At 71.7% G+C, this 20,997-nt stretch carries 17 protein-coding genes; 9 read left to right on the top strand and 8 right to left on the bottom strand.

Features of this window, described 5'->3' with window-relative positions:
* Positions 1-5 precede the first annotated feature (5 nt).
* The gene (locus ACKUU6_RS28700; protein WP_407991471.1) at positions 6-698 is read right to left on the bottom strand and encodes a response regulator; all 693 of its coding nucleotides are present in this window, start codon (positions 696-698) and stop codon (positions 6-8) included.
* Between the two features lie 163 nt (positions 699-861).
* Here ACKUU6_RS28700 and ACKUU6_RS28705 point away from each other — a divergent pair, with 163 nt between their 5' ends.
* The 3 genes from ACKUU6_RS28705 to ACKUU6_RS28715 are packed head-to-tail and all read left to right on the top strand — an operon-like array spanning position 862 to position 2,409.
* Positions 862-1,395, top strand: a complete 534-nt coding sequence (locus ACKUU6_RS28705; protein ID WP_407991472.1) for a SigE family RNA polymerase sigma factor — start codon at positions 862-864, stop codon at positions 1,393-1,395.
* Positions 1,388-2,119, top strand: coding sequence for a L,D-transpeptidase (locus ACKUU6_RS28710; RefSeq protein WP_407991473.1), 732 nt, complete (start codon positions 1,388-1,390; stop codon positions 2,117-2,119). The genes ACKUU6_RS28705 and ACKUU6_RS28710 overlap by 8 nt, the downstream gene beginning before the upstream one ends.
* Before the next feature lie 8 nt (positions 2,120-2,127).
* Positions 2,128-2,409: a hypothetical protein gene (locus ACKUU6_RS28715; protein ID WP_407991474.1), complete on the top strand. Its 282-nt coding sequence runs from the start codon at positions 2,128-2,130 to the stop codon at positions 2,407-2,409.
* Here ACKUU6_RS28715 and ACKUU6_RS28720 read toward each other — a convergent pair.
* The gene (locus ACKUU6_RS28720) at positions 2,406-3,398 is read right to left on the bottom strand and encodes a hypothetical protein (protein WP_407991475.1); all 993 of its coding nucleotides are present in this window, start codon (positions 3,396-3,398) and stop codon (positions 2,406-2,408) included. The genes ACKUU6_RS28715 and ACKUU6_RS28720 overlap by 4 nt on opposite strands.
* Before the next feature lie 268 nt (positions 3,399-3,666).
* Between ACKUU6_RS28720 and ACKUU6_RS28725 the strand changes: the two genes are divergently transcribed.
* Positions 3,667-3,855, top strand: a complete 189-nt coding sequence (locus ACKUU6_RS28725; RefSeq protein ID WP_407991476.1) for a hypothetical protein — start codon at positions 3,667-3,669, stop codon at positions 3,853-3,855.
* Between the two features lie 150 nt (positions 3,856-4,005).
* Here the strand turns inward: ACKUU6_RS28725 and ACKUU6_RS28730 are convergent, their stop codons facing one another.
* The 3 genes from ACKUU6_RS28730 to ACKUU6_RS28740 all read right to left on the bottom strand — a co-directional run bounded on the left by ACKUU6_RS28730 (position 4,006) and on the right by ACKUU6_RS28740 (position 8,986).
* On the bottom strand, positions 4,006-6,678 hold the full coding sequence (locus ACKUU6_RS28730) for a glycosyl hydrolase (RefSeq protein WP_407992268.1): 2,673 nt from the start codon (positions 6,676-6,678) through the stop codon (positions 4,006-4,008).
* 467 nt (positions 6,679-7,145) lie between these two features.
* Entirely contained in the window at positions 7,146-7,457 is a 312-nt protein-coding gene (locus ACKUU6_RS28735) for a hypothetical protein (protein WP_407991477.1), read from the bottom strand.
* Positions 7,458-7,942: 485 nt separating this feature from the next.
* A complete protein-coding gene (locus ACKUU6_RS28740) occupies positions 7,943-8,986 on the bottom strand; it encodes a zinc-dependent alcohol dehydrogenase family protein (RefSeq protein ID WP_407991478.1) in 1,044 nt (347 codons plus the stop codon).
* Between the two features lie 591 nt (positions 8,987-9,577).
* On the opposite strand from ACKUU6_RS28740, the gene ppsA reads away from it, so the two are divergent.
* Positions 9,578-11,944 (top strand): phosphoenolpyruvate synthase, encoded by a 2,367-nt coding sequence (gene ppsA / locus ACKUU6_RS28745; RefSeq protein WP_407991479.1) that lies wholly within the window; start codon positions 9,578-9,580, stop codon positions 11,942-11,944.
* Between the two features lie 106 nt (positions 11,945-12,050).
* On the opposite strand, the gene ACKUU6_RS28750 is transcribed toward ppsA, so the two are convergent.
* Together ACKUU6_RS28750 and ACKUU6_RS28755 are read right to left on the bottom strand one after the other, a co-directional pair.
* Positions 12,051-12,707: a CBS domain-containing protein gene (locus tag ACKUU6_RS28750; RefSeq protein ID WP_407991480.1), complete on the bottom strand. Its 657-nt coding sequence runs from the start codon at positions 12,705-12,707 to the stop codon at positions 12,051-12,053.
* A complete protein-coding gene (locus ACKUU6_RS28755; RefSeq protein WP_407991481.1) occupies positions 12,704-13,690 on the bottom strand; it encodes an Acg family FMN-binding oxidoreductase in 987 nt (328 codons plus the stop codon). Before ACKUU6_RS28755 ends, ACKUU6_RS28750 begins: the two co-directional genes overlap by 4 nt.
* Before the next feature lie 362 nt (positions 13,691-14,052).
* Here ACKUU6_RS28755 and ACKUU6_RS28760 point away from each other — a divergent pair, with 362 nt between their 5' ends.
* The 3 genes from ACKUU6_RS28760 (at position 14,053) to ACKUU6_RS28770 (ending at position 18,371) form a co-directional block, all read left to right on the top strand.
* A complete protein-coding gene (locus tag ACKUU6_RS28760) occupies positions 14,053-16,992 on the top strand; it encodes a cation-translocating P-type ATPase (RefSeq protein ID WP_407991482.1) in 2,940 nt (979 codons plus the stop codon).
* Positions 16,993-17,111: 119 nt separating this feature from the next.
* Positions 17,112-18,002 (top strand): universal stress protein, encoded by an 891-nt coding sequence (locus ACKUU6_RS28765; protein ID WP_407991483.1) that lies wholly within the window; start codon positions 17,112-17,114, stop codon positions 18,000-18,002.
* Between the two features lie 93 nt (positions 18,003-18,095).
* The gene (locus ACKUU6_RS28770) at positions 18,096-18,371 is read left to right on the top strand and encodes a dsRBD fold-containing protein (protein ID WP_407991484.1); all 276 of its coding nucleotides are present in this window, start codon (positions 18,096-18,098) and stop codon (positions 18,369-18,371) included.
* Between the two features lie 341 nt (positions 18,372-18,712).
* Here ACKUU6_RS28770 and ACKUU6_RS28775 read toward each other — a convergent pair whose 3' ends face one another.
* On the bottom strand, positions 18,713-19,408 hold the full coding sequence (locus ACKUU6_RS28775; RefSeq protein ID WP_407991485.1) for a CBS domain-containing protein: 696 nt from the start codon (positions 19,406-19,408) through the stop codon (positions 18,713-18,715).
* 164 nt (positions 19,409-19,572) lie between these two features.
* On the opposite strand from ACKUU6_RS28775, the gene ACKUU6_RS28780 reads away from it, so the two are divergent.
* A complete protein-coding gene (locus ACKUU6_RS28780) occupies positions 19,573-20,991 on the top strand; it encodes an MBL fold metallo-hydrolase RNA specificity domain-containing protein (protein ID WP_407991486.1) in 1,419 nt (472 codons plus the stop codon).
* Positions 20,992-20,997: the final 6 nt, after the last annotated feature.

A 20,997-nucleotide genomic window follows, 5' to 3' on the forward strand; every position in this document is an offset into this window, starting at 1 on the left:
GGTGGTCAGTGCGGGCGGCCCGGGTGCTGTTCGGGTTCGGCGTGGGCGGCCAGAACAGCGGCCTGGAGGCGGCGCTCGACCCCGAGTTTGGCGAGCAGGCGGGAGACGTGGTTCTTGACGGTCTTCTCGGCGAGGTAGAGCTCCTCACCGATCTCCCGGTTCGTCTTCCCGTCCCCGACCAGGACGAGGATCTCGCGTTCACGAGGCGTCAGCTGGGCCAGCGCGGCGTCCGGTCCGCTCTCCTCGTGGTGGCGCAGGCTCTCCATGAGTTTGCGCGTCGTTGCGGGGTCGAGCATCGACTGGCCGGAGGCGACCGTCCGCACCGCGTGCACCAGGTCGGCGCCCTTGACCTGCTTCAGCACGTACCCGGCGGCCCCCGCCATGATCGCGTCCAGCAGCGCGTCATCGTCGTCGAAGGAGGTGAGCATCAGGCACACCAGCCCCGGCATCCGGTCCCGCAACTCACGGCAGACCGTCACCCCGTCACCGTCCGGCAGCCGTACGTCCAGCACTGCCACGTCCGGCCGCAGCGCGGGCACCCGGGCCAGCGCCTGGGCGCAGGTCTCCGCCTCCCCGACCACGTCGATGTCCGGCTCGGCCTCCAACAGGTCCCGGACCCCACGGCGCACCACCTCGTGGTCGTCGAGGAGGAAGACCCGTACGAGCTGGTCGGACTCACGGGGTTTGCTGTCGTCCATCACTGCACTCCTGGGGCCGGCCGGGAACCGCTGCTTCGATTCTGTTCCGCCCGGCGCGTTCCCGCTGACTCCGCCACGGATTCGGTGCAACCCCGTCCGCGTCCCGTGCGTGGAGTCGGTGGATGCAGGGGCGTCCGATCGAGAAGACGGAGCGGCACACGGGATGACCGACGAGGAGTACAGCGCGTTCTATCTGTCCTCGTTCTCCATACTGGTAAGGCAGTTGTACGCCATGACTGGGGATTTCAGCGAGGCACAGGACGCCGTCCAGGAGGCCTTCGTACGGGGCTGGGGCAGGCGGGCCCGGTTCTCGTCCGATATCGGGCCGCCCGAGGCGTGGATCCGTACGGTCGCCTGGCGGTTGGCGGTCAGCCGGTGGCGGCGGGCCCGTCGCGGCCGGGTGCTGGAGCGAGAGCGCATGCACGCGCAGCCGCAGGAGGCCGCCGGGCCGGGGCCGGAGCACACCGCCCTGGTGGCGGCGCTGCGCACGCTTCCGGCGGCGCAGCGGCAGGCCATCGTGCTCTACCACCTATGTGACCTGAGCATCCCGCAGATTGCCGAGGAGACCGGGGCGGCGGTCGGCACGATCAAGGCCCGCCTCTTCCGGGGGCGCGCCGCGCTCGCGGAGCAGCTTCGCGACGAACCGGAGGCGGGGAGCACCCTCCGAGGTTCGGAAGGGATGAACCACTGTGCCTGAGCTGGATGATCACGCGCGTTCCGAGCATGACGACAGGATCTCCTCGGCGCTGAGCGGGCTGTACGCGCAGGCGCCGGTGGCGCTGCCGCTGCCGTACGAGACCGTGCGCCGCCGGGGCGCGGGCAGGCGGCGCAGGCGGCGGGCGGCAGTTCTGGGGGTAGCCGCGGTGGTGTGCGCGGTGGGCTTGGGCGTTGCTCTGCCGGGGCGTCAGCAGGGTGCCGTCGTACCGGCGACCACCTGGCCTGCGCCTGTGCCCGCGCCTGCGCTTCCCCCGCCGCCGAGTGCGAGTGCCACGCCGTCGAGGGCGGTGGCCGGCTACGTGGACCTCACCGCGCACACGGTCCGGGTCGAGTCCGGCACCACCACACTGCGGACCCTGCCGGCGACTGCGGGCCGGCCCGACTTCCCCACTCCGACGGGCGTCATGAAGGTGGCGGAGAAGCACGCCTCGCTGCACGTGAGCAGCAGCGGGCCGAGGCTGGAGCCGTCCGGCGAGGGTGAGTACGACCTGACGCTGCTCTGGTGCGTGCGGTTGGTCGCGGAGGACGGTCGCTGGGCCTTCGTCTGCGGCATGCAGTGGTACGGATCTGACACCTTCGGCCACCAGAACCGCACTGCCGGGGCGGTCGGGCTGAGCACCGAGGACGCCCGCTGGTTCTTCGACCAGGTACAGGTCGGCGACCCCGTCAGCGTGGTGGACCCAGGATCGGGTCACGCCGGGTGAAGCCGAGCATGACCGGTGCAGCATCAGGCGGCGTTCGCCGTGGTGAATCCGACGAGAAAGGCGGTGGCCGCCGGCCCGAGACCTGTCAGGATCTCCGCATGGAGATTCGCCGCGTCACTCAGGTCGAGGCCGTCAAGGATGCCGGGCACCTGTTCGATGATCCCCCGCTGCAGGAGGCAACCGAGCGGTTCCTCGCGGACGAGCGCCATCACCTTCTGATTGCCTGCGTGGACGACGTCCCGGCAGGGATGGTCACCGGCGTCGAGATGACGCACCCGGACAGGGCCTAGCTGCTCCGGTGTGGAGGCGACGGTTGGGTGTCAGTGGGTGGCGTCTGCGTTGTGGCAAGTCGGTCGACGCCGAATCCGCTGATCAGGAGGCGTTCCTTGCGGCTTCCGATGAGGCGTCGGCTCCAGTCGACGAACCCGCCGTCCGCGACCTCAACTTGCCGGCCGTGGATGGTGGCGTAGATCTTGAAGCACAGGTCCGAGTAGTAGCCGCGTCCGGTCGGCCGGTCGGGATCGTCGATGACGTCCACATCTGGTGTTCCGGCCAGCTCTGTCCGTGCGTGGGCCAGGATCGGAGCGGCGTACTCGTCCAGGCAGGTGATGCGGATCTCGGTCCGGCGTACTCCGGCCCGTGCCATCGCCCGGACGGCGAAATGCAGGTGCTCCACCAGGTGCTGCTGCTCGAAGGTCCGGCTGCCCGTGTCCCGGCCGGCGGTCACCAGGGCGAACAGTTGGAAGTGGGCGAGCATGCCGGGCGCGTCGAAGTGCTGGGCACGCACGACTCGTTGGCTGGCGGCCAGCCGGACCGGCACGGCCGAGCGGGGATCGGCGGCCAGGGCCTGGGATCTCCGCTGGGCCGCCTCCAGGGCCAGGGCGTTGGTCGGGTCGGCCGCGACCTCGCTGCCACGGACAGTGGCGACGACCTTGCGCGGGTCAACGGTCGCAACCGCCGTATGCGTCGCCAGGGGTACGAGCGGGGCCAAGGTGAGCATCTGGAAGTCGTCCGGCAGTGCGGAGAGCAGGAAGTCTTCGGCCCGTCGCAACTGCGCGAAGCCTGTCGGGGCCGGGGCCACGAACCGGTCGGAGCGATAGCGCCGCATCACCTCGGGCGGGGTGAGCCGATCGGCGCGGCGTCGGAAGACTTCCAGGAGCAGCGTGGTCAGATCGGTCCCGGTCAACTCCTCGGCCAGCAGGTCCAGCAGTTCCGGTCCGCCTGTCTGAGCCAGCACCCGGCGCAACGCCGGACCGACCGAGTACTCATCGCGTGTCATGGTGGCTCAGTATCGCCTGGCCGGTTTCGGACGGACCATCGATTTCCGCGCGGTGTGGCGTTGATGCCGCGTCATGTCCAGATCAGGGCTCCGCTCGAAGCCCGGCTACCCTCTGGCCGGTGGGGTGCTTCGGTGCTGGAGATCGACGGGGTTCTCGGGGTCGGCCGGGCTGGGTGCGCCCGTAGGCGTCCCGCTGGGGGGCCGTACCTGCTGCGGCGGGGGCGTCGTACTCGGGGATGGTTTTACCGGCGTTCCGGCAGGGACCCGGGTGGGGCTGCTCGCGACCGGCGGCGGGCCGGCGGGGCTGCGGCTCGCCGTCGTTGAGGAGGAGCGGTCCGGCGATCCGCTGGGGGCCGGCCCGGCCGTGCTGGTCGCGGGGTGCGGCCCCGGCGGGTTCGCCGAGTCGCACGCCGCCAGCGTGACCGTCAGGAGCAGCGCTGTCGCGCCGAGGACGTAGCGGGTCATGTGGCCTCCTCAGGTGGGGTCCGGTCGCATGCCACTTCGACGCCGGTGCCCACCGGCGGGTTCCCGCGCCGTGTACTCGACGCCCCGGTGCCCGGCCCGATCGGTCATCGGGCCGGGCACCGGGATGGTGCGGTCGAGGGGATCAGTCCTCGTCGTCGCGGTGGCCGCGGCCGAGGCGGTGCAGGTCGAAGGACCAGATGCCGCGGCCGTGGGTGGCGGCGTAGAGCTGTCCGTCCGGGCCGGTCTTCAGCTGCATCACCGTGGTGGTGGGCAGGTTCCCGCCGATCACCTTCCAGTCCTTGGCGCCGGGGGCGCGGTAGAAGGCGGCGAGGTCGGTGCCGAGGGCGACACCGCCGTCCGACAGCAGGCGCAGCGAGTCGGCCGGGACGTCGGGCAGGTTGGCCGAGACGTCCGTCCAGGTGGCGCCGCCGTCGTGGCTCTCGAAGACGTGGCCGACGCCCGCGCCGGGGCCCTCGGTCCAGGACCGGGAGAAGCCGCTGAAGGAGACGAAGACGTGGTGCGCGTCGGCGGGGTCGACGGTGAAGGAGGAGACGTACCGGTTCGGCAGTGCGCCGTCGACCGGGAGGGTCAGCTGGTGCCAGCCGGTGCCGTCGGCGTTGCCGACCGCGATGCCCCGGGTGAAGCCCTGGTTGTTGCACGGCCCGCACCAGCCGGCGTACACGGTGCCGCCTGACGAGGCGGCGGCGCTGGCGACGTGGCCCGCGCCCAGGTCGAAGGCGGACTTCCACTCGTCGCCGCTACGGATCGCGAAGCCGTTGTCCTGGACCCAGACGTGCCGGCCGCCGGCGACCCAGCTGTTGGTGTTCTTGTCGTCGGTGGCGATCGGCGCGATGAAGCGGGCGCCACCACCGCCGAGCGCGCTGTCGGGCGGGGCGACGGAGTAGGTGGTGGCCTTGCTCGCGTCGGTGGTCCAGGAGCCGTCGTTGACAGCGCAGTTGTTGGTGACCGCGATGGAGAGGTAGACGTACTCCTCGGCTGTGTTGCAGCCGTTGTTCGGGTCGACGATGGTGTCCGCGCCGTCGCCGCCGAAGTTGGAACCCATCACCTTGTCGCGGGCGCGCAGGATCGACTCGCCGTTGTCCTGCAGGCCGCCGCTGACGATCACACCGCGCCCGGACGGGTCCTTCGGGTCCTTGCCGACGCCGACCGAGTAGTACTGCAGGGTGTCGATGGTGCCGTCGTTGAGGGACTTCCAGTCCTTGGCGTGGCCGCCGGCGTCGAGCGCGCCGTGCAGCGGACGGCTGTAGATGCCGCCGTCGTTGCCGACGTAGACGCTGGTCCGGCCGTGGTTGCTGCCGATCGCGACGGCGTGCTGGTCGGAGTGGGTGGTGGGCGAGCAGTCGCCGGTCTGCTTGGCCGGGTCGATCGACCAGCAGCCGAAGCCGAAGTTCCAGTACGGGCCAGGGGTCGTCCAGTTGGCGCCGCCGTCGGTGGTCTCGAAGACCTCCTCGAGGCCGAGGTACACGTGGCCGGCGTCGTTGGGGTCGACCTGGAGGAACTGGTTGTACCAAGACTGGATGCCGGGCTGGTAACCGTCGTCCTGGAGGGCCGAGCCGGAGCCCTTGAGCCTGTCCTTGTCCGCGATCAGCGTCCACGGGCCCATCGGCGAGCCGGACTTGGAGACGTACACACCCTGGAGCCCGCTGTCGGGGTCGGTGGCGGTCTTCGTGGGGGACTGCTCGACCGCGTAGTAGCGCGAGCCGTCCTTCGACGCGGCGAAGGTGACGTTGCCGACGTCGCCGGCCCCGGTGGGAAGCTCCCCGAGGTCGCTGATCCGCTGCCAACTGCCGTCGGCCGCCTTGGAGTAGAAGCCGTTGTAGGTGTCACCGCTGCGCCAGCCGACCGCGAGGACCACCTTGGACGGGTCCTTGGGGTCGATCGCGATGTCGTTGGCGATGTTCTTGTACGGGGCGTTGGGCGCCTTGGCGTCGGCGCCGCCGGGCAGGTAGCTCGGGTTGGGGGCGAACTCCAGCGTCCACGGGCCGGACAGGTCGGTGGTCGAGTGGCTCCACACGCCGCGGCTGGTGGCCGCCCAGACGCGGTCGCCACCGAAGCGCAGGGCGTGGATGGTGGTGGACTCCAGCTCGGCGCCGCCGATCCGGTTGCCGGGCTGGAACTCGCCGCCCTTCGGGTCCGCCAGCAGGTACACGCCGGTGCCGACGTAGGAGGTGGCGCCGGTGTTGGACTCGCCGGTGGCGTACCAGAGCCGGCCGCGGCCGTCGAGGTTCAGTGCGCCGGTGGACAGCGAGGGCAGTTTGTCGGAGATGGCCTGCCAGTGGCCGCCGCCGGTGCGGGAACGGAACACACCGCCGTTGGCGCCGCCCGCGTACACGTAACCGTCGTCGTCGGCTGCCACACCGGTGATCCGGCCGGTGACGAAGCCCGAACCGCCGCTGGAATTGGAGTTGATGTCCCGGTAGCGCGGGTCGTCCGAGTTGTACGGCTTGTCCGTCACGTGGTCCCAGGAGCCGCCGGTGTGCGGCATCGACTGCAGCTGGGCCCAGGCAGCGCCGTACGCGCCGGGGGCGACCACGCCGGGGGCAGTGCGGGCCTCGGTGAACTGCTCAGTGGCCTCGGCGGAGTTCTCCGCCTCGTCACCCTCGTCCTCGCCGCCGCCCTCGGCCGTGGCGGAGAACACCGGACCGACCTGACCCGTCCCGGCCTTCTGGGCGTGCTGGTGGCCGATCTCGGCCAGATGACGGGCCTGCCAAGGGCGCAGCTGGGTCGCGGGGGCGGGGGCGGCAATGGCCTGACTGGTGGTCAGACCGAGTGCGGTCAGCGTGACGGCACACATGAACAGCTGACGTCGTTGCCTTGTGGGCACGTGCGGTGCTCCTCCCGGGATTCCGGACGCGCCGATCGGGCGTCGCGGTGGAACAGTCCGAAGCCTCGCGGCTCATCCCACTCCGAGAGAAGGGATCGGCTCGTAACGAATGGTTAAAAACCAAATCAGTGAATGCAGTTGGCGAACAGGGAAGGGCCCCGCCGGTACCGGAGGACAGCCCCCGGGAGCGGCACGCGCCCACGGACCGCTTCCCGGCCCCGTCAGAGCGGTCGTCGCTCAGAGCCGTTGAGCGAAACCCCGCCGACAAGACCTGCCACGCCTGCGCCGAGCGTTGCACCTGCGCCGAACCGGCGCCCTCATCAACTCCCTCAAGCACCTGGCCTGGTGACGGCCACCAGTGGAAGAGCCAGCGCCGGAGGACCGTTCTCTGCCTGGGCTTCCGCAGCTGTCGCAACCGGGCTCCGGGGCGGTGCGGGTCAAACCTGGCCGAATGCCTGGAGTCGGGTGCCGACGGTCTTCAGCTCGGTCAGCCCCGCGTCGAACTCCGCCCGGCCGCGGTCGGCCGTCGCCCTGGCCTGGTCCGGCGGGATGCTCGACTTGGGAACGAGGCTGTAGACGCTCAGGACGGTCTTCAGCCCGGCACCGATGTGCTCGCTGGCGGCCGACCAGGCGGCCTGCGTCTCCGGGTCGGGTATGGGGGTGTACTTCCGGGTGTTGTAGATGTCGTTGTCGGCCTGCTTCAGGTCGATGACGTTGCTTTCCTCGGCATGCTGCACCTGGACCCGCACGCAGTGGAGCCGATCAGGACCGGCGTCAGAACACGGGCACGAACATGTCCTGCCGAGCCGCATGCCGGAACGACGCGCACCGCCTCAACGGAGACAGTCACGTCGCTCCAGGAACCGCAGATCAGCAAGTCGGGTGACCAGCGAGCTTAAAGATCAAGTTGAACCACTGCTGCGCAGAGGACTTGGCGGGACGGCGGAGGGCAGTGCAGCCGGGCTGGCCGGACACGCAGATATCCGGCCGGCCGGTGTGGTTGCCGGGTCAGCTTAGGTCGGTGAGGCAAAAGACGGATTCGGCATGAACGGTGTGGTTGACCGGGAGTACGGTCGGACCTGCCTCGCCGGGCAGGGCGATGCGTCCGATGCCGAGTCGGTGGTGCTGCTCGGTGATGCGGCGTGCGATCGCGGCCGGGTCGGCCGATGGCGCGGGGAGGTGCTGGGGCGGGGCGGGAGTGTCACGGTGTCCTCCTCGTGATGACCGGCCCGGGTCAGGTCCGGAAGAGGGCGACTTTGAGGGCGCCACTGGTCCCGGCGTCGGCGAAGACGTCGTACGCGTCCTGCATCTCGTCGAGTCCGAAGCGGTGGGTGATCAGGCCACCAGTGTCCAGGCGGCCGGCTGCGAGCATGTCGAGCAGCAGCGGTGTGCTGTGGGTGTCGACGAGGCCGGTGGTGATGGTGAGGTTCCTGATCCAGAGGTCTTCGAGGTGGAGGGTGGCAGATTTGCCGTGGACGCCGACGTTGGCGACGCGGCCGCCGGGGCGGACCGCGCGGGTGCAGAGCTCGAAGGTCTCCGGGATGCCGACGGCCTCGATGGCAACGTCGGCGCCGAGCCCGTCGGGGCTGAGAGCCCGGATGGTGTCGCCGTTGGCGTCTGCGGCGTTGACGGTCGTGTCGGCGCCGGCCACCTTCGCGGCGTCCAGGCGGTGCTGGGCGAGATCGACGGCGATGATCCGGCCGGGGCTGTAGAGCCGTGCGGTGGTGATGGCGGCGAGGCCGATCGGCCCTGCTCCGACGACCACGACGGTGTCACCAGGTCCGACCCGGCCGTTGCGGACGCCGACCTCGTAGGCGGTGGGGAAGATGTCGGCGAGCAGGAGGGCGGCCTCGTCGGTGACGTTCTCGGGCAGCTTGTGCAGGGAGTTGTCCGCGAACGGGGTGCGGACCATCTCGGCCTGGGTGCCGTCGATCAGGTGGCCGAGGATCCAGCCCCCGCCGCCGGTGCACTGGCCGTACACGGCCGCCCGGCAGTACCGGCAGCGGCCGCAGGCGGAGATGCAGGAGATCAGCACCCGGTCACCGGGCGCGACGGTGCGCACGCCCGGCCCGGTCCCGACTACCGTGCCGACGGCCTCGTGCCCGAGCACCCGGCCCTCGGTGACCTCGGGGACGTCGCCTTTGAGGATGTGCAGGTCGGTGCCGCAGATGGTCACGGCGTCCACCCGGACGACGGCGTCCTCGGGATCCCGGACCGTGGGGTCGGGGACCTCGCCCCAGGTCCGTCGGCCCGGTCCGTGGTAGGTCAGTGCCTTCATGGTTGCGTTCACCCCTCGTGGAGTTCCGGTCGGACTGTGCCCCTGTCTCTTCCAGGGTCGCCCGTAAACGGGACGAATGCCCAGCGCCGGGCGGCCCCGACCTTGGGCCGACCGGCCCTGGGGCCCGTTGCCGTCCGGCCACGGGCTCCTCGGTGAGCTGATCCGTCACCCGGTACCCATGCGGCTGGGGAACATCGCCGACGATCGGGTCTCGTACGGATCTACCGTTGGCGCGGGACCACTTCACTGCACATGGCCATGCTCTGTTCGGCGAGTGCACTGCGCGACCGGCACTCCTCGCCCTCGGCGCCGGGGACAGGGCCGAGGGGTACCCCGAGGTGGGCCGGTCGGCCCCCACCGCAGTGCCCTGCTCGGACCACCAACCGGGTCGGTGGACCCCTGCGGCCGGCGGTGGGCGAGGGCGATCGTGAGAACGACGGACCCGTGCGCCGAACCGCTGAGAGGGTGCGAGCGATGACTCTGGTCAGGATCACCGCCCGGCTCTCCGCTCCCTTCCGCCCACGTCCGCCGCTGAACCCTGCGGACCCGATCGGGCCGCCCACTGCCGTACTGAACACACCGGGAGCAGCCATGCGCCGCGTGATCTGGTTCGCCGACCTCGGTCGCAACGGCGTCGGTGTGGTCGGTGGTAAGAACGCTTCCCTCGGTGAACTGGTCGGCCACCTCGGCCCGGCCGGTGTCCGGGTGCCCAACGGCTTTGCCACCACGGCCGACGCCTACCGCGAGTTCCTGTCCACCGGCCGCCTGCGTGAACAGGTCGCCGAGCAGTTGGCCCGCCTGCACGGCGGTGCTCCGCTCGCCGAGGTGGGTGCGGCCGTGCGCGCCGCCGTCCTGGCCACCGCGCTGCCATCGGACCTGGAGCAGGAGTTGGCCGGTGCGTACGAGCAGCTGTCCCGGGAGACCGGGCAGGCCGACCCGGATGTGGCCGTGCGCTCGAGCGCGACGGCCGAGGACCTGCCGGAGGCGAGCTTCGCCGGCCAGCAGGAGACGTTCCTCAACGTCCGAGGCCGCGCGGCCCTGTTGGACTCGTGCCGACGCTGCTACGCCTCGCTGTTCACCGACCGGGCGATCGACTACCGGGAGCGCCTCGGGTTCGACCACCTCGCGGTGGCGCTGTCGGTCGGGGTGCAGTTGATGGTCCGCTCCGATCTGGCCGGGGCCGGGGTGATGTTCACCCTGGACCCCGAGAGCGGCTTCCGTGACGTGGTCGTGGTGAGCGCCGCGTGGGGGCTGGGCGAGACGGTGGTCAGTGGCCAGGTGGATCCGGACGAGTACGTGGTGTTCAAGCCGTCGTTGGCCGACCCCGGGCTGAATCCGGTGCTACAGGCCTCGATCGGCTCCAAGCGCCGCAAGGCCGTCTATGCGGACGGCGGCCTGACCCGCACCGTGGACACCTCGCCGGAGGAACAGGCCACGCGGGTGCTGGAGGACGGAGAGGTCCGGAGGCTCGCCCAGTGGGCGGTGGCGGTGGAGCGGCACTACGGGTGCCCGATGGACCTGGAGTGGGCCAAGGACGGCCGCAGCGGCGAGCTGTTCGTCGTACAGGCCCGGCCCGAGACCGTGCAGTCCCGGCGGCGCGGCACGGTACTGCGTCGCTACCGGCTGACCGGCACGGGCGAGCGCCTGGTGGACGGCATCGCGGTCGGTGAGGCGGTGGGAGCCGGACCGGTGTGCACGCTCGACAGTCCGGTGGAGTTGGAGCGCTTCCCGGCGGGCGCGGTGCTGGTCACGGCGATCACCGACCCGGACTGGGAGCCGTTGATGAAACGGGCCGCCGCGATCGTGACCGACCACGGCGGGCGTACCTCGCACGCGGCGATCGTCAGTCGTGAGCTCGGGGTGCCGGCGTTGGTGGGCACCGGCCGGGCCACCTCGGTACTGGCGGACGGCCAGGAGGTGACGGTCTCCTGCGCGGAAGGCGCGGAGGGCCATGTGTACGCCGGGCGCGTCGACTTCGAGGAGTCGGAGACCGATCTCGGCTCGCTGCCGGACACCCGCACGAAGGTGATGCTCAACCTGGCCGACCCGGCTGCCGCACTCCGTTGGTGGCGGTTGCCGGCGGACGGGGTGGGGCTGGCCCGGATGGAGTTCATGGTGGCTCACCAGGTGCGGGTGCACCCGATGGCGCTGGTCCACCCGGAGCGGCTCTCGTCCGAGGACCGCCGCCGGGTGGACGAGCTCAGCGGCGGCTACGGCGACCGCACGGAGTACTTCGTGGACCGCCTGGCCCAGGGCGTCGCGAGGATCGCCGCGTCCCGCCGGCCCGACCCGGTGGTGGTGCGCACCAGTGACTTCAAGACCAACGAGTACGCCCGGCTGGTCGGCGGGAAGCCGTTCGAGCCGGTCGAAGCCAATCCGATGATCGGCTGGCGGGGCGCCAGCCGGTACTACGACGAGCGCTACCGGGAGGGCTTCGCGCTGGAGTGCCGGGCGCTGCGCAGGGTCCGCGACGAGATGGGGCTCACCAACGTCGTGGTGATGATCCCGTTCTGCCGCACGCCGCAGGAGGCGGACCGGGTCCTCGCGGTGATGGCCGACCACGGGCTGACCCGTGGCCAGAACGGTCTGCAGGTGTACGTGATGGCCGAGATCCCCTCCAACATCCTGCTCGCCGAGCAGTTCGCCGAGCGCTTCGACGGCTTCTCCGTCGGCAGCAACGACCTCACGCAGCTCACCCTCGGCGTCGACCGCGACTCCGAGCTGCTCGCCCACCTCTTCGACGAACGCGATCCCGCCGTCACCCGCAGCATCGAGACCCTGATCGCCGCTGCCCACGCGGCCGGCCGAACCGTCGGCCTCTGCGGCCAACGCCCGAGCAACGACCCCGAGTTCACCCGCTTCCTGGTCGAGGCCGGAATCGACTCCGTCTCCGTCACCCCGGACAGCTTCGCCGCCGTCAAGCAGCACGTGGCCGCCGCGGAATCCGACGCAGCCTGAGTCCGCGCTCGACCGAACCCGAACTCGTCGCCCGGCCACCGAGAACAGGACCGGGCGGCTCGCGCTCGGCGCCCCCAGCAGGGTCCAGGGCCGGATCCTTTCGGCGTCACAGCTGAACGCCTGCCGCACCCGGCCCCTTCCGCTCCTGCGTCCGGTCGGTCACGGAGACCACTCCGTCCACCGCACGGCACAGGCGGAGGACGATCGACAGCAGGTACGGCGGGGTGATGCTGCCGCTGAGCACGACCCGGCCCTGTTCGACCTCGACCCCGACCGCCGCGGGGCTGACGCCCTCGGTCCCGGCGAGGACCTCTTCCACGATCTCCCGACGGATCGCCTGGTCGTCCCTCAGGAACACGCGCAGCACGTCACTGCGGCTGACCATGCCCACGAGGCGGCCGCTCGCGTCCACCACGGGCAGTCGCTTCACCTGATGACGCCCCATCAGCCGGGCGGCCGCCACCACGCTGGCGTCGGCGGTGGTGCACACGGCGGGACTGGTCATCAGCTCCCGGGCGGTGGCCGCGCCGGCGTTGGGGAGTTCAGGCGCGGGAAAGAGGCCGCTCGGGTCCTCCTGGGCGGCCTGGGTGCGCATCAGGTCGGCCTCCGAGACGACTCCGACGGGCCGCCCGTCGTCGTCCACGACCGGCACGGCGGTGATGTCGAACTCGCGCAGCAGGGCCACGATCTCGCGGAAGCCGGTCTGCGGTGCGACGCGGACGACATCACGGGACATCATCTCGCCGACGGTGCGGTGCCTCATCGCTGATCCACCTGCCGGTCCGTCAGATCCAGGATCTCCGCCACCGGCCGACGGGGCGAAGGCGTCCCGGGTTGGCCGTAGCCGACCCGGACCACCAGTTGCACATGACCCGGGCCCTCGGACGGATCGCGCAGCAACGCGCGGGTGTCCGGCCACTCGACCGCCTGGTGCAGGACGTTGGCCCGCACACCACGGGTCGTCGCCACCAGCCAGACCCGCTCCAGCGCCTGCCCCGCGCGCAGCCAGTCCACCGGCAGGTCCCCGTGGGTCGTGAGAGTGCAGACCTGGGGCAGCGCCTCGAAGCGCTCGGACGGCATCGCCTGGGGGTATCCGGTGAAGCTCCTCATGGGCACTCGGGCCTCGTGGTCCAGCGGACCCAGAGCGGCGGCGGGGATACCGTCGGCGGCGGGCTCGTCCAGGCGCAGCCAGCTACGGGTCTCGGCGTGGCGGGCCACGTCGGCGGCGATCCGCTCCTCGGCGTCGGCGGTGAGTGCCAGCACCCGGCGCACGCCCGCCTCCTCCAGCGGTGACAGCGTGACGCCCTCGGCGTCGGCGGCGGCCATCAGTTCCCCGATCACGGCCTCCGGTACGTCGCGATTGGCGAACGGCCGGCGGCTGGAGTGGCGCTGCCCGATGGCTGCATAGAGATCGGCCGCGGGTGCGTCCGCCGGTCGCGAGAGGTCGAGCACGGCCGCCAGCTCCGGTGCCGCCGGATCCGGCATCAGCCGCACCGACGCTTCCCTGCCGAGGTGGCCTGCGGCGAGGCGCAGGTTGAACAGTGCGGCGCCCACCGAGATGTACCGGGCCCGGCCGTCCGGGTCCGTGACGGGCACGGCGCGCGAAGGGTCGACGTACACCTCGAGGCCGCGCGCGTCGGCCGTCGGGCGGAAGCGCCAGGGCTGGCTGTTGTGCAGCGAGGGCGCGGCTCCCCCTGCGGCCGCCAGCAGCCGGAACTCGGCGAGGGTCAGCGACGGCTCGGTCATGGCGGACATCTCCTTGCGCTCTGGGCGGTGTCACGGTCGATCTGCTCTCACGGTGCGCCGCGCGCCGGCGGCGGCCGAGGGGCCCCCGGCCCGATTCGCAGGGCCGACCGGCCCGGATGTGCCGTTCTCTCCCATGGTCCGGCCTGATGGGGCCGCTCGGCCCTTCCAGCCGCTGCGGCCCGCTTCGTACGCTACGAGCAAGGGCGAGGAACCGCCGTCGAGCCCGACGATCCCGGTGGAGGAGCCATGACATCCGCCAGCACACGCCGGCAGATCGTGCTCGGCCCCGTCCCGCACTGCCTCCTCCACCGCGCCCACTGCCCTGCCGTCACCGTGGTCCCGACCGGCCCACCGTCGAGCGCATGAACCCCGACGAGCCCCTCAGTCTCGGGCAGGGGACAGTCCGGAGAGCCGACAGTCCGGATGCCCCGGATCCCCGTGAGCCGGTCGCGCTGCTGTTCCGGGACCTGCGCACGTCGAGCCAGGGCCTGCCGCAACGCGAGGCGGTCCGCCGCCAGGCCGTGTACGGCCCGAACACCCTTTCCCGGAGAGGCGGGCGGCGCTGGCCCCGTGAGCTCGTCGAGCAGTTCACGCACCCGCTGGCCCTGCTCCTCGCGCTCGCGGCCGTGCTCGCAGCCGTCAGCGGGGCCCGGGCGCTGGCGGTGGCGATCGTGGCAGTGATCGCACTGAACGCCATGCTGGCCTTCGCCCAGGAGCAGCAGGCCGAGAAGGCGGTGGAGGCGCTGGCGGCCTTCCTTCCGGAGCAGGCGACCGTGGTCAGGGACGGGATCCGACAGGAGGTCACGGCAGCCTCGCTGGTCCCCGGGGACGTGCTGGTGGTCGAGGAGGGCGAGCGGATATCCGCAGACGCCCGGCTGCTGTCCGGCGGCGTCGAGGTCGATCTGTCGGCCCTGACGGGCGAGTCGGAACCGGCGTTCCGTTCCGCGGAATTGGTGGACATCGAGGGGGCGCTGCTGGACGCCCGCGACCTGCTGTTCTCCGGCACCACGTGCACCGGCGGGCAGGCGCAGGCGGTGGTCACCGCCACCGGGATGCACACCGAGTTGGGCCGCATCGCGGCGCTCAGCCAGCGCACCCGACGCGAGGAGAGCCCGCTGGAGCACCAGGTCAAGAGGGCTGCCCGGCTGATCGCGCTGGTCGCGATCGGTGTGGGACTGGCCTTCCTGCCGATCGGCCTCGCAGCCGGCCTGTCACTCGCCGCCGCAGTGAGCTTCGCGCTCGGCCTGCTCGTGGCCAACGTGCCCGAGGGCCTGCTCCCGACCATCACCCTGGCGCTGGCCTCCGGTGTCCGTGATCTGGCCCGGCGCGGCGCCGTGGTCAAGCGCCTGTCCGCCGTCGAGACCCTCGGCTCGACCACGGTCGTGTGCACGGACAAGACCGGGACACTGACCGAGAACCGGATGCAGGCGACAGCCGTGTGGACGCCGAGGGGCGAGTGCGCCGTCGATGCTCCGGCAGACGCCCCGCCGGAGGTCCGCGTGCTGGTGGAGGCGGCGGCGACCTGCACGACCGCCCACCCGGACGCCGGCCACGGCGACCCGACCGAGACCGCCCTGCTCGACCTCGCCGACCGGATCGGCCTGGCACGGCCGCCGGAGCAACGCGACCTGGAGCGCCGGGCCCTGTACCGCTTCGATCCCCGCGTCAAGCTGATGACCACCGCCGACCCCGGGGACGGCACGGTCGTCCTGCACACCAAGGGCGCGCCCGAGGAGGTCCTCGCGCGCGCCGACCGGCTCCTCGATCACGGTACGGAACGGCTGCTCACGGCCGCCGACCGGATCGGGGCCGTCCGAGCGGTCGGCACCCTGGCCGCCAGGGGACTTCGGGTCCTCGCCGTGGCGCGGCGCGCACTGCCTGTCGGCCAGGCGCCGCCCGACCGACGCGAGGAGGCCGAGCGGAACCTGTGCCTGATCGGCCTGATCGCCCTGGCAGACCCGGCCCGGCCCGAGGTCGCCGACGCGATCGCGCTGGCCCACCGTGCCGGGATCACCGTGCACGTCGTCACCGGCGACAACGGGCTGACCGCCGCCGCCATCGCCGGACAGGTCGGCATCGGCCACCGTGGCTCCCGCGTCGTCACCGGCACCGAACTGGCTGCCATGGGCGAGCGGCAACTGGACACCCTGCTTGCCCGCGGCGAGGAGGTGATCTTCGCCCGCACCTCTCCCGAGGCCAAACTGAGGATCACGGACGCGCTACGCGCCGAGGGCCACACCGTCGCGATGACCGGCGACGGCGTCAACGACGCTCCCGCCCTGCGGCGCGCCGACATCGGCGTCGCCATGGGCCGCTCGGGCACCGACGTCGCCCGCGAATCGGCGACGATGGTTCTCACCGACGACAACTTCGCCACGATCATCGCGGCGGTCGAGGCCGGCCGACGCACCTACGACAACATCCGCAAGTTCATCGTCTACATCTTCGCCCACGCAGTCCCCGAGGTGGTGCCCTTCCTGGTGTTCGCACTCGCGGGCGGCGCGGTCCCGCTGCCGCTCACCGTGATGCAGATCCTGGCCGTCGACCTCGGCACCGACACCCTCCCGGCGCTGGCATTGGGCCGGGAGAAGGCCGAGCCCGGACTGATGGACCGGCCCCCGCGCCCGCGCGGCGAGCGCGTGATCCAGCCGGCGATGCTGGCCCGGGCCTGGGGCTTCTTCGGTGTGATCTCGGCCTGCCTGGTGATGGCCGGCTACTTCGTCACCCTGCTGGCTGGTGGATGGCGCCCGGGCGACCCGACCGGGCCCGGCACCGCTCTGCACCTGACGTACCAGCAGGCCACCACGGTGACCTGGCTCGGCATCGTCACCTGCCAGATCGGCACGGCCTTCGCGGTCCGCACCGAGCGGGCCCCGCTGCGCGCGATCGGCGTGTTCAGCAATCCCCGGCTACTCGGCGGCATCGGCTTCTCGCTGGCGTTCGCCGCCGCGATCGTCTACCTGCCGCCGCTGCACGGCGTGTTCGGGACCGCGGCGCTCAGCCCCGCTCAACTGGCGCTCGTGGCACCGTTCCCGTTCCTCGTCTGGGGCGCAGACGAGCTGCGGCGGGCGCTGATGCGTCGCCGCGAGACCGCGTCGGCCCCGCCCGCTCCCGTTCCGCCCGCGCCGCCTCGGCCCGCCGTCGAGGAGACAGGGCACCACCCGCTGGCCGTCCTGCTCGCCCGCCACGGCTGGGGCACCCACCGGCTCATCCACGCGCTGGGCGTCAGCGAGCACGCGGCCGCCGAGATCGTCGACCAGGCCCGCCGGGCCGCCGAGGAACACGGCCGCCGCGCGCCGTGAGGGGTCTGTGGCAGGACGACCCCGGCAAAGGCCGGTCGGCCCTGGCCAGTTCCCATCCGGACGGTGCACGGTGAAAGGACCATCCAGCTCGACGGAGCACTCGGCAGCAGGAGGACATCATGCAAGGACCGGTAGTCGTCGGTTACGACGGATCTCCCGAAAGCCTGGCCGCCACCGACTGGGCGGCGAGAGAGGCACTGCGCCGTTCGCTGCCCCTGGAACTCGTCCAGGCCTGGCCGTGGTCGAAGAACCATGAACTGGGCGGTGACAACGCCGTGCAGTGGGCCAAGCGGCAGCTGAGCCGTGAGCAGGTCGAACTCCGGGGGCGGCTCACTGGCCTGGAGGTGTCCGGTGTTCACATTCCGGACGAACCGGCGGCCGTGCTGGAGGCCGCCGCGAATCGGGCCACGCTGCTGGTGCTCGGCTCACGTGGCCTCAGTTCGATCCAGGGCTTCCTGGTGGGTTCGGTGAGCCAGGAGGTCCTCGGCCGGGCCACCTGCCCGGTCGTGCTGGTCCGGGCCGGTGCCGTGCCCGAGGACGAGCACCAGCCCGACGCCGAGGGCCAACCGTCCACCGGCACCCCGTTCCGGGACGTTGCTCTCGGCCTCGACCTGCGCCACCCCTACGACGCGGTGCTCGCCTTCGGATTCGAGGCCGCCCTGCTCCGGTCGGCGCCGCTGCGCGTGGTGCACGTCTGGGGTCCGCCGACTGGCGGGTCCATGGCGTACGGCGTGATCGCGGGGATGGGAGACCTGCCGGGGACAGCCGAGACGCAGGCGGTGACGGAGGTGCTGCAGCCGTGGCAGGACAAGTACCCGCAGGTCGAGGTCATCCCACAGACGATCATGGGCAGCGCCGCGTACACGTTGGTGGAGGCGACCTCGCAGGCCGGACTGCTGGTCGTCGGCCGCCGGAAGCGGCACGGGCCGGTCGGTCCGCGGCTGGGGCCGGTCGCCCACGCCGCGCTCCACCACGCGTCCTGCTCCGTCGCGGTGGTCCCGAGCGGCTGAGTGTCCCCTGAGTGCTCTCTCGGCCGGGAGCACTGCGCCACCGTCCGAAGCGATCCGGCGCTGCCGGCCTGAAACGAAGGGACAGGTTCCGACATGACCACGCACGCCGATCCGGCCCGCACCAAGCAGTGGGCCCTTCGCCTCGACCTCTCCGAGGAAGGCGACCTCACGGAGGTCCACGCCGTCCTCGACACCGGAGAGAACACCCTGGAGAGCCACACCACCGCCCAGCGGAGTCCGCACGACGCGCCCGTACCGGAGATCGGCGAAGAGTTCGCCGTGGGACGTGCCCTGATCGAGCTCGGACACCAACTCCTGCGCGCGGCGACGACCGATGCCGCCGCGAACGACCCACCCCTGCACGGCTGACGGGAGCCCGCCTGCGTCCGTGGGCGGGCTTCAGCCGGTCACCAGGACCGCGACGCCGGTCACCCGGTCGGCCGCCAGGTCGCCGAGGGCGGCGGGTGCCTGCCCCATGGGTAGCGGCGGATGCGGACGGCGGGACGGCTCCGGACGGTCTCCGTGAGGTAGGCGAGGCCGTCGGCGCAAGTGTTCGCCGTGACGCTGCGCAGGGTCCGTTCCTGGAAGAGTGCCGCTGGCAGTTCAGGACGGGGATGTCGGTGAGGAGGTGTGCCGAGGCCCCGAAGCCGTGCATGCCCAGTCGGCCCGGTTGGTGCCGATGCGGCGGCCGGAGGCGTGCCGTCACGGTGTCAGGTGGCTGGGTGGTAAGGCTGGGGATGTTCGATCGGCCTGCCGGTGTCGTCCTCGGTCCAGTCGAGGCTCTGGTGGACCGCGACGACACCGTCCACCCCGCGGCAGAGCTGTTCGGTGACCGGGATCAGGCTTCTGCGGAGGAGGCGCCCGGTCAGGGTGACCACGCCATCGGCCACCACGACCCGAACCGTGTCGGGGTCCAGCCGCAGGGTGGTGCCGAGCACGTCGTGGGTGATCTCCTCGCGGATGGCCGTGTCATGACGCAGGAACAGCTGGAGCAGGTCGCGGCGGCTGACGATGCCGACCAGCCGACCGGCCTCGTCCACCACCGGCAGGCGCTTGACCCTGTGCTTGTCCATGGCGCGGGCGGCCTCGGGGACGGACCAGCCGGGGCGGGCGGTTACGGCGGGGCTGGACATCAGTCCACCCGCCGTCTCGGCCTCGGCCCGGGCGCGCTCGCCGGGATTCGACCAGCGGCCGGGGAAATGGCCGTCCGGATCCGGCAGGACGGCCTCCTTGCGGATCAGGTCGGCCTCGGAGACCATCCCGAGCGGTCGGCCCTCGTCGTCGAGGACCGGGACCGCGGTGATGTCGTTGCGGAGGAACAGAGCCGCAAACTGCTTGAACGGGGTGTCCGGCCCGGCGGTGACGACCTCGCGGGTCATCACGTCGTCGACGGTGCGGTGCTGCATGGTCCTCACTCCTTCGGGACGACGTTCGTACTTCCAACTCTGGTCCGGCGGCGCCGGCCGGGAAAGGGCCGTTCGGACCCTGGAGCAGTGCCACAACGGCCCAGGACAGCGCCCTGCGGCAGCCGCACGATGGAAGGGCCGCAACTCACGGCAGGAGGCCGGAAATGGACTCGAACTCTCCTCAACCCACGCCCCGCCCAGGACTGCTCACATTCCTCGGCGGGGTCGGCACGGTGACCGGCAGCAAGTTCCTGATCGAGACCGACCGTAACCGGGTGATGATCGACTGCGGGCTCTACCAGGGCCTGGCCGAACTGCGCCGCCGCAACCGCCGCCCGCTGCCGCTCGACCCGGCCGACATCGACGCCGTCGTGCTCACCCACGCCCACCTCGACCACTGCGGCTACCTGCCACGCCTGGTCAAGGACGGCTTCCGCGGGCCGGTGCTCACCACCCGGGACACCGCCCGCCTCGCCGAACTGATCCTGCGCGACAGTGCCCACCTGCAACAGGAGGACGCCGACCACGCCAATCGCAACGGTTGGTCCAAACACCGGCCCGCCGTCCCGCTCTACGACGAACAGGACGCCGAACGCGCCCTGGCCATGCTCGACCCCGTACCGCTGGACACCGACATCGAGATCACCGGCGACCTGGTGCTCCGGCTGCACCACGGCGGGCACATCCTCGGCTCCACCTGGGCCCACCTGACCCTCGCGGACGGGCACACCCTCGCCGCCAGTGGCGACCTCGGGCGGCCGGTCCATCCGCTGCTGCGCCCACCCGAGCCGTTCACCGGGGCCGACGTGCTGCTGATGGAGTCCACCTACGGCAACCGCCGGCACGAGGAGACCTCCGCCCGCGAGTGGTTCGCCACCGCGATCGAACGCACCCTCGCCCGCCGCGGCACCGTCGTCATCCCCTCCTTCGCCGTCGACCGCACCGAAGTGGTGCTGCACCAGCTAGCCGAACTGCGCACCACCGGTCGCCTGCCCGCCCACACTCCGGTGTACGTCGACAGCCCGATGGCCCTGGCCGCGCTGGAGATCTACCGTGAGGCCTTCAAGATCCGCTCTCCCCAACTGCGCCCCGAGGCGCTGGCGGCCGGCGAGAGCGCACTGAGCCCCGAGCCGTTCACCCTGATCCGCTCGCTCCAGGAGTCGCTCGCCCTGGCCGAATCGGACACACCGTCGGTCCTGGTCTCCGCCTCTGGCATGGCCACCGGCGGCCGCGTCGTCCACCACCTCAGCCGGCTGCTGCCCGATCCGCGGAACACGGTGGTCGTGGTCGGCTACGCCGCCGCCGGCACCCGGGCCCGAGACTTGGTGGACGGCGCCCGGGTGCTGAAGATGTACGGCGGCTACGTCCCGGTCCGCGCCGAGGTCGTCAACGTCCCCGCCTTCTCCGCCCATGCCGACGCCGACGAGATCATCGACTGGCTGCGCCACGCCCCACCGCCCAGCGCCACCTACCTGGTCCACGGCGAGCCCGACGGCTCCCACGCCTTGCGCGACCGGATCGACCGGGAACTGGGCTGGACCGCTGTCGTTCCCCGCTCCGGAGAGCGGGTACTGATCCGCTGAGGGCGG

This window comes from Kitasatospora sp. CMC57 (assembly GCF_045866025.2).
Taxonomy (GTDB): Bacteria; Actinomycetota; Actinomycetes; order Streptomycetales; family Streptomycetaceae; genus Kitasatospora.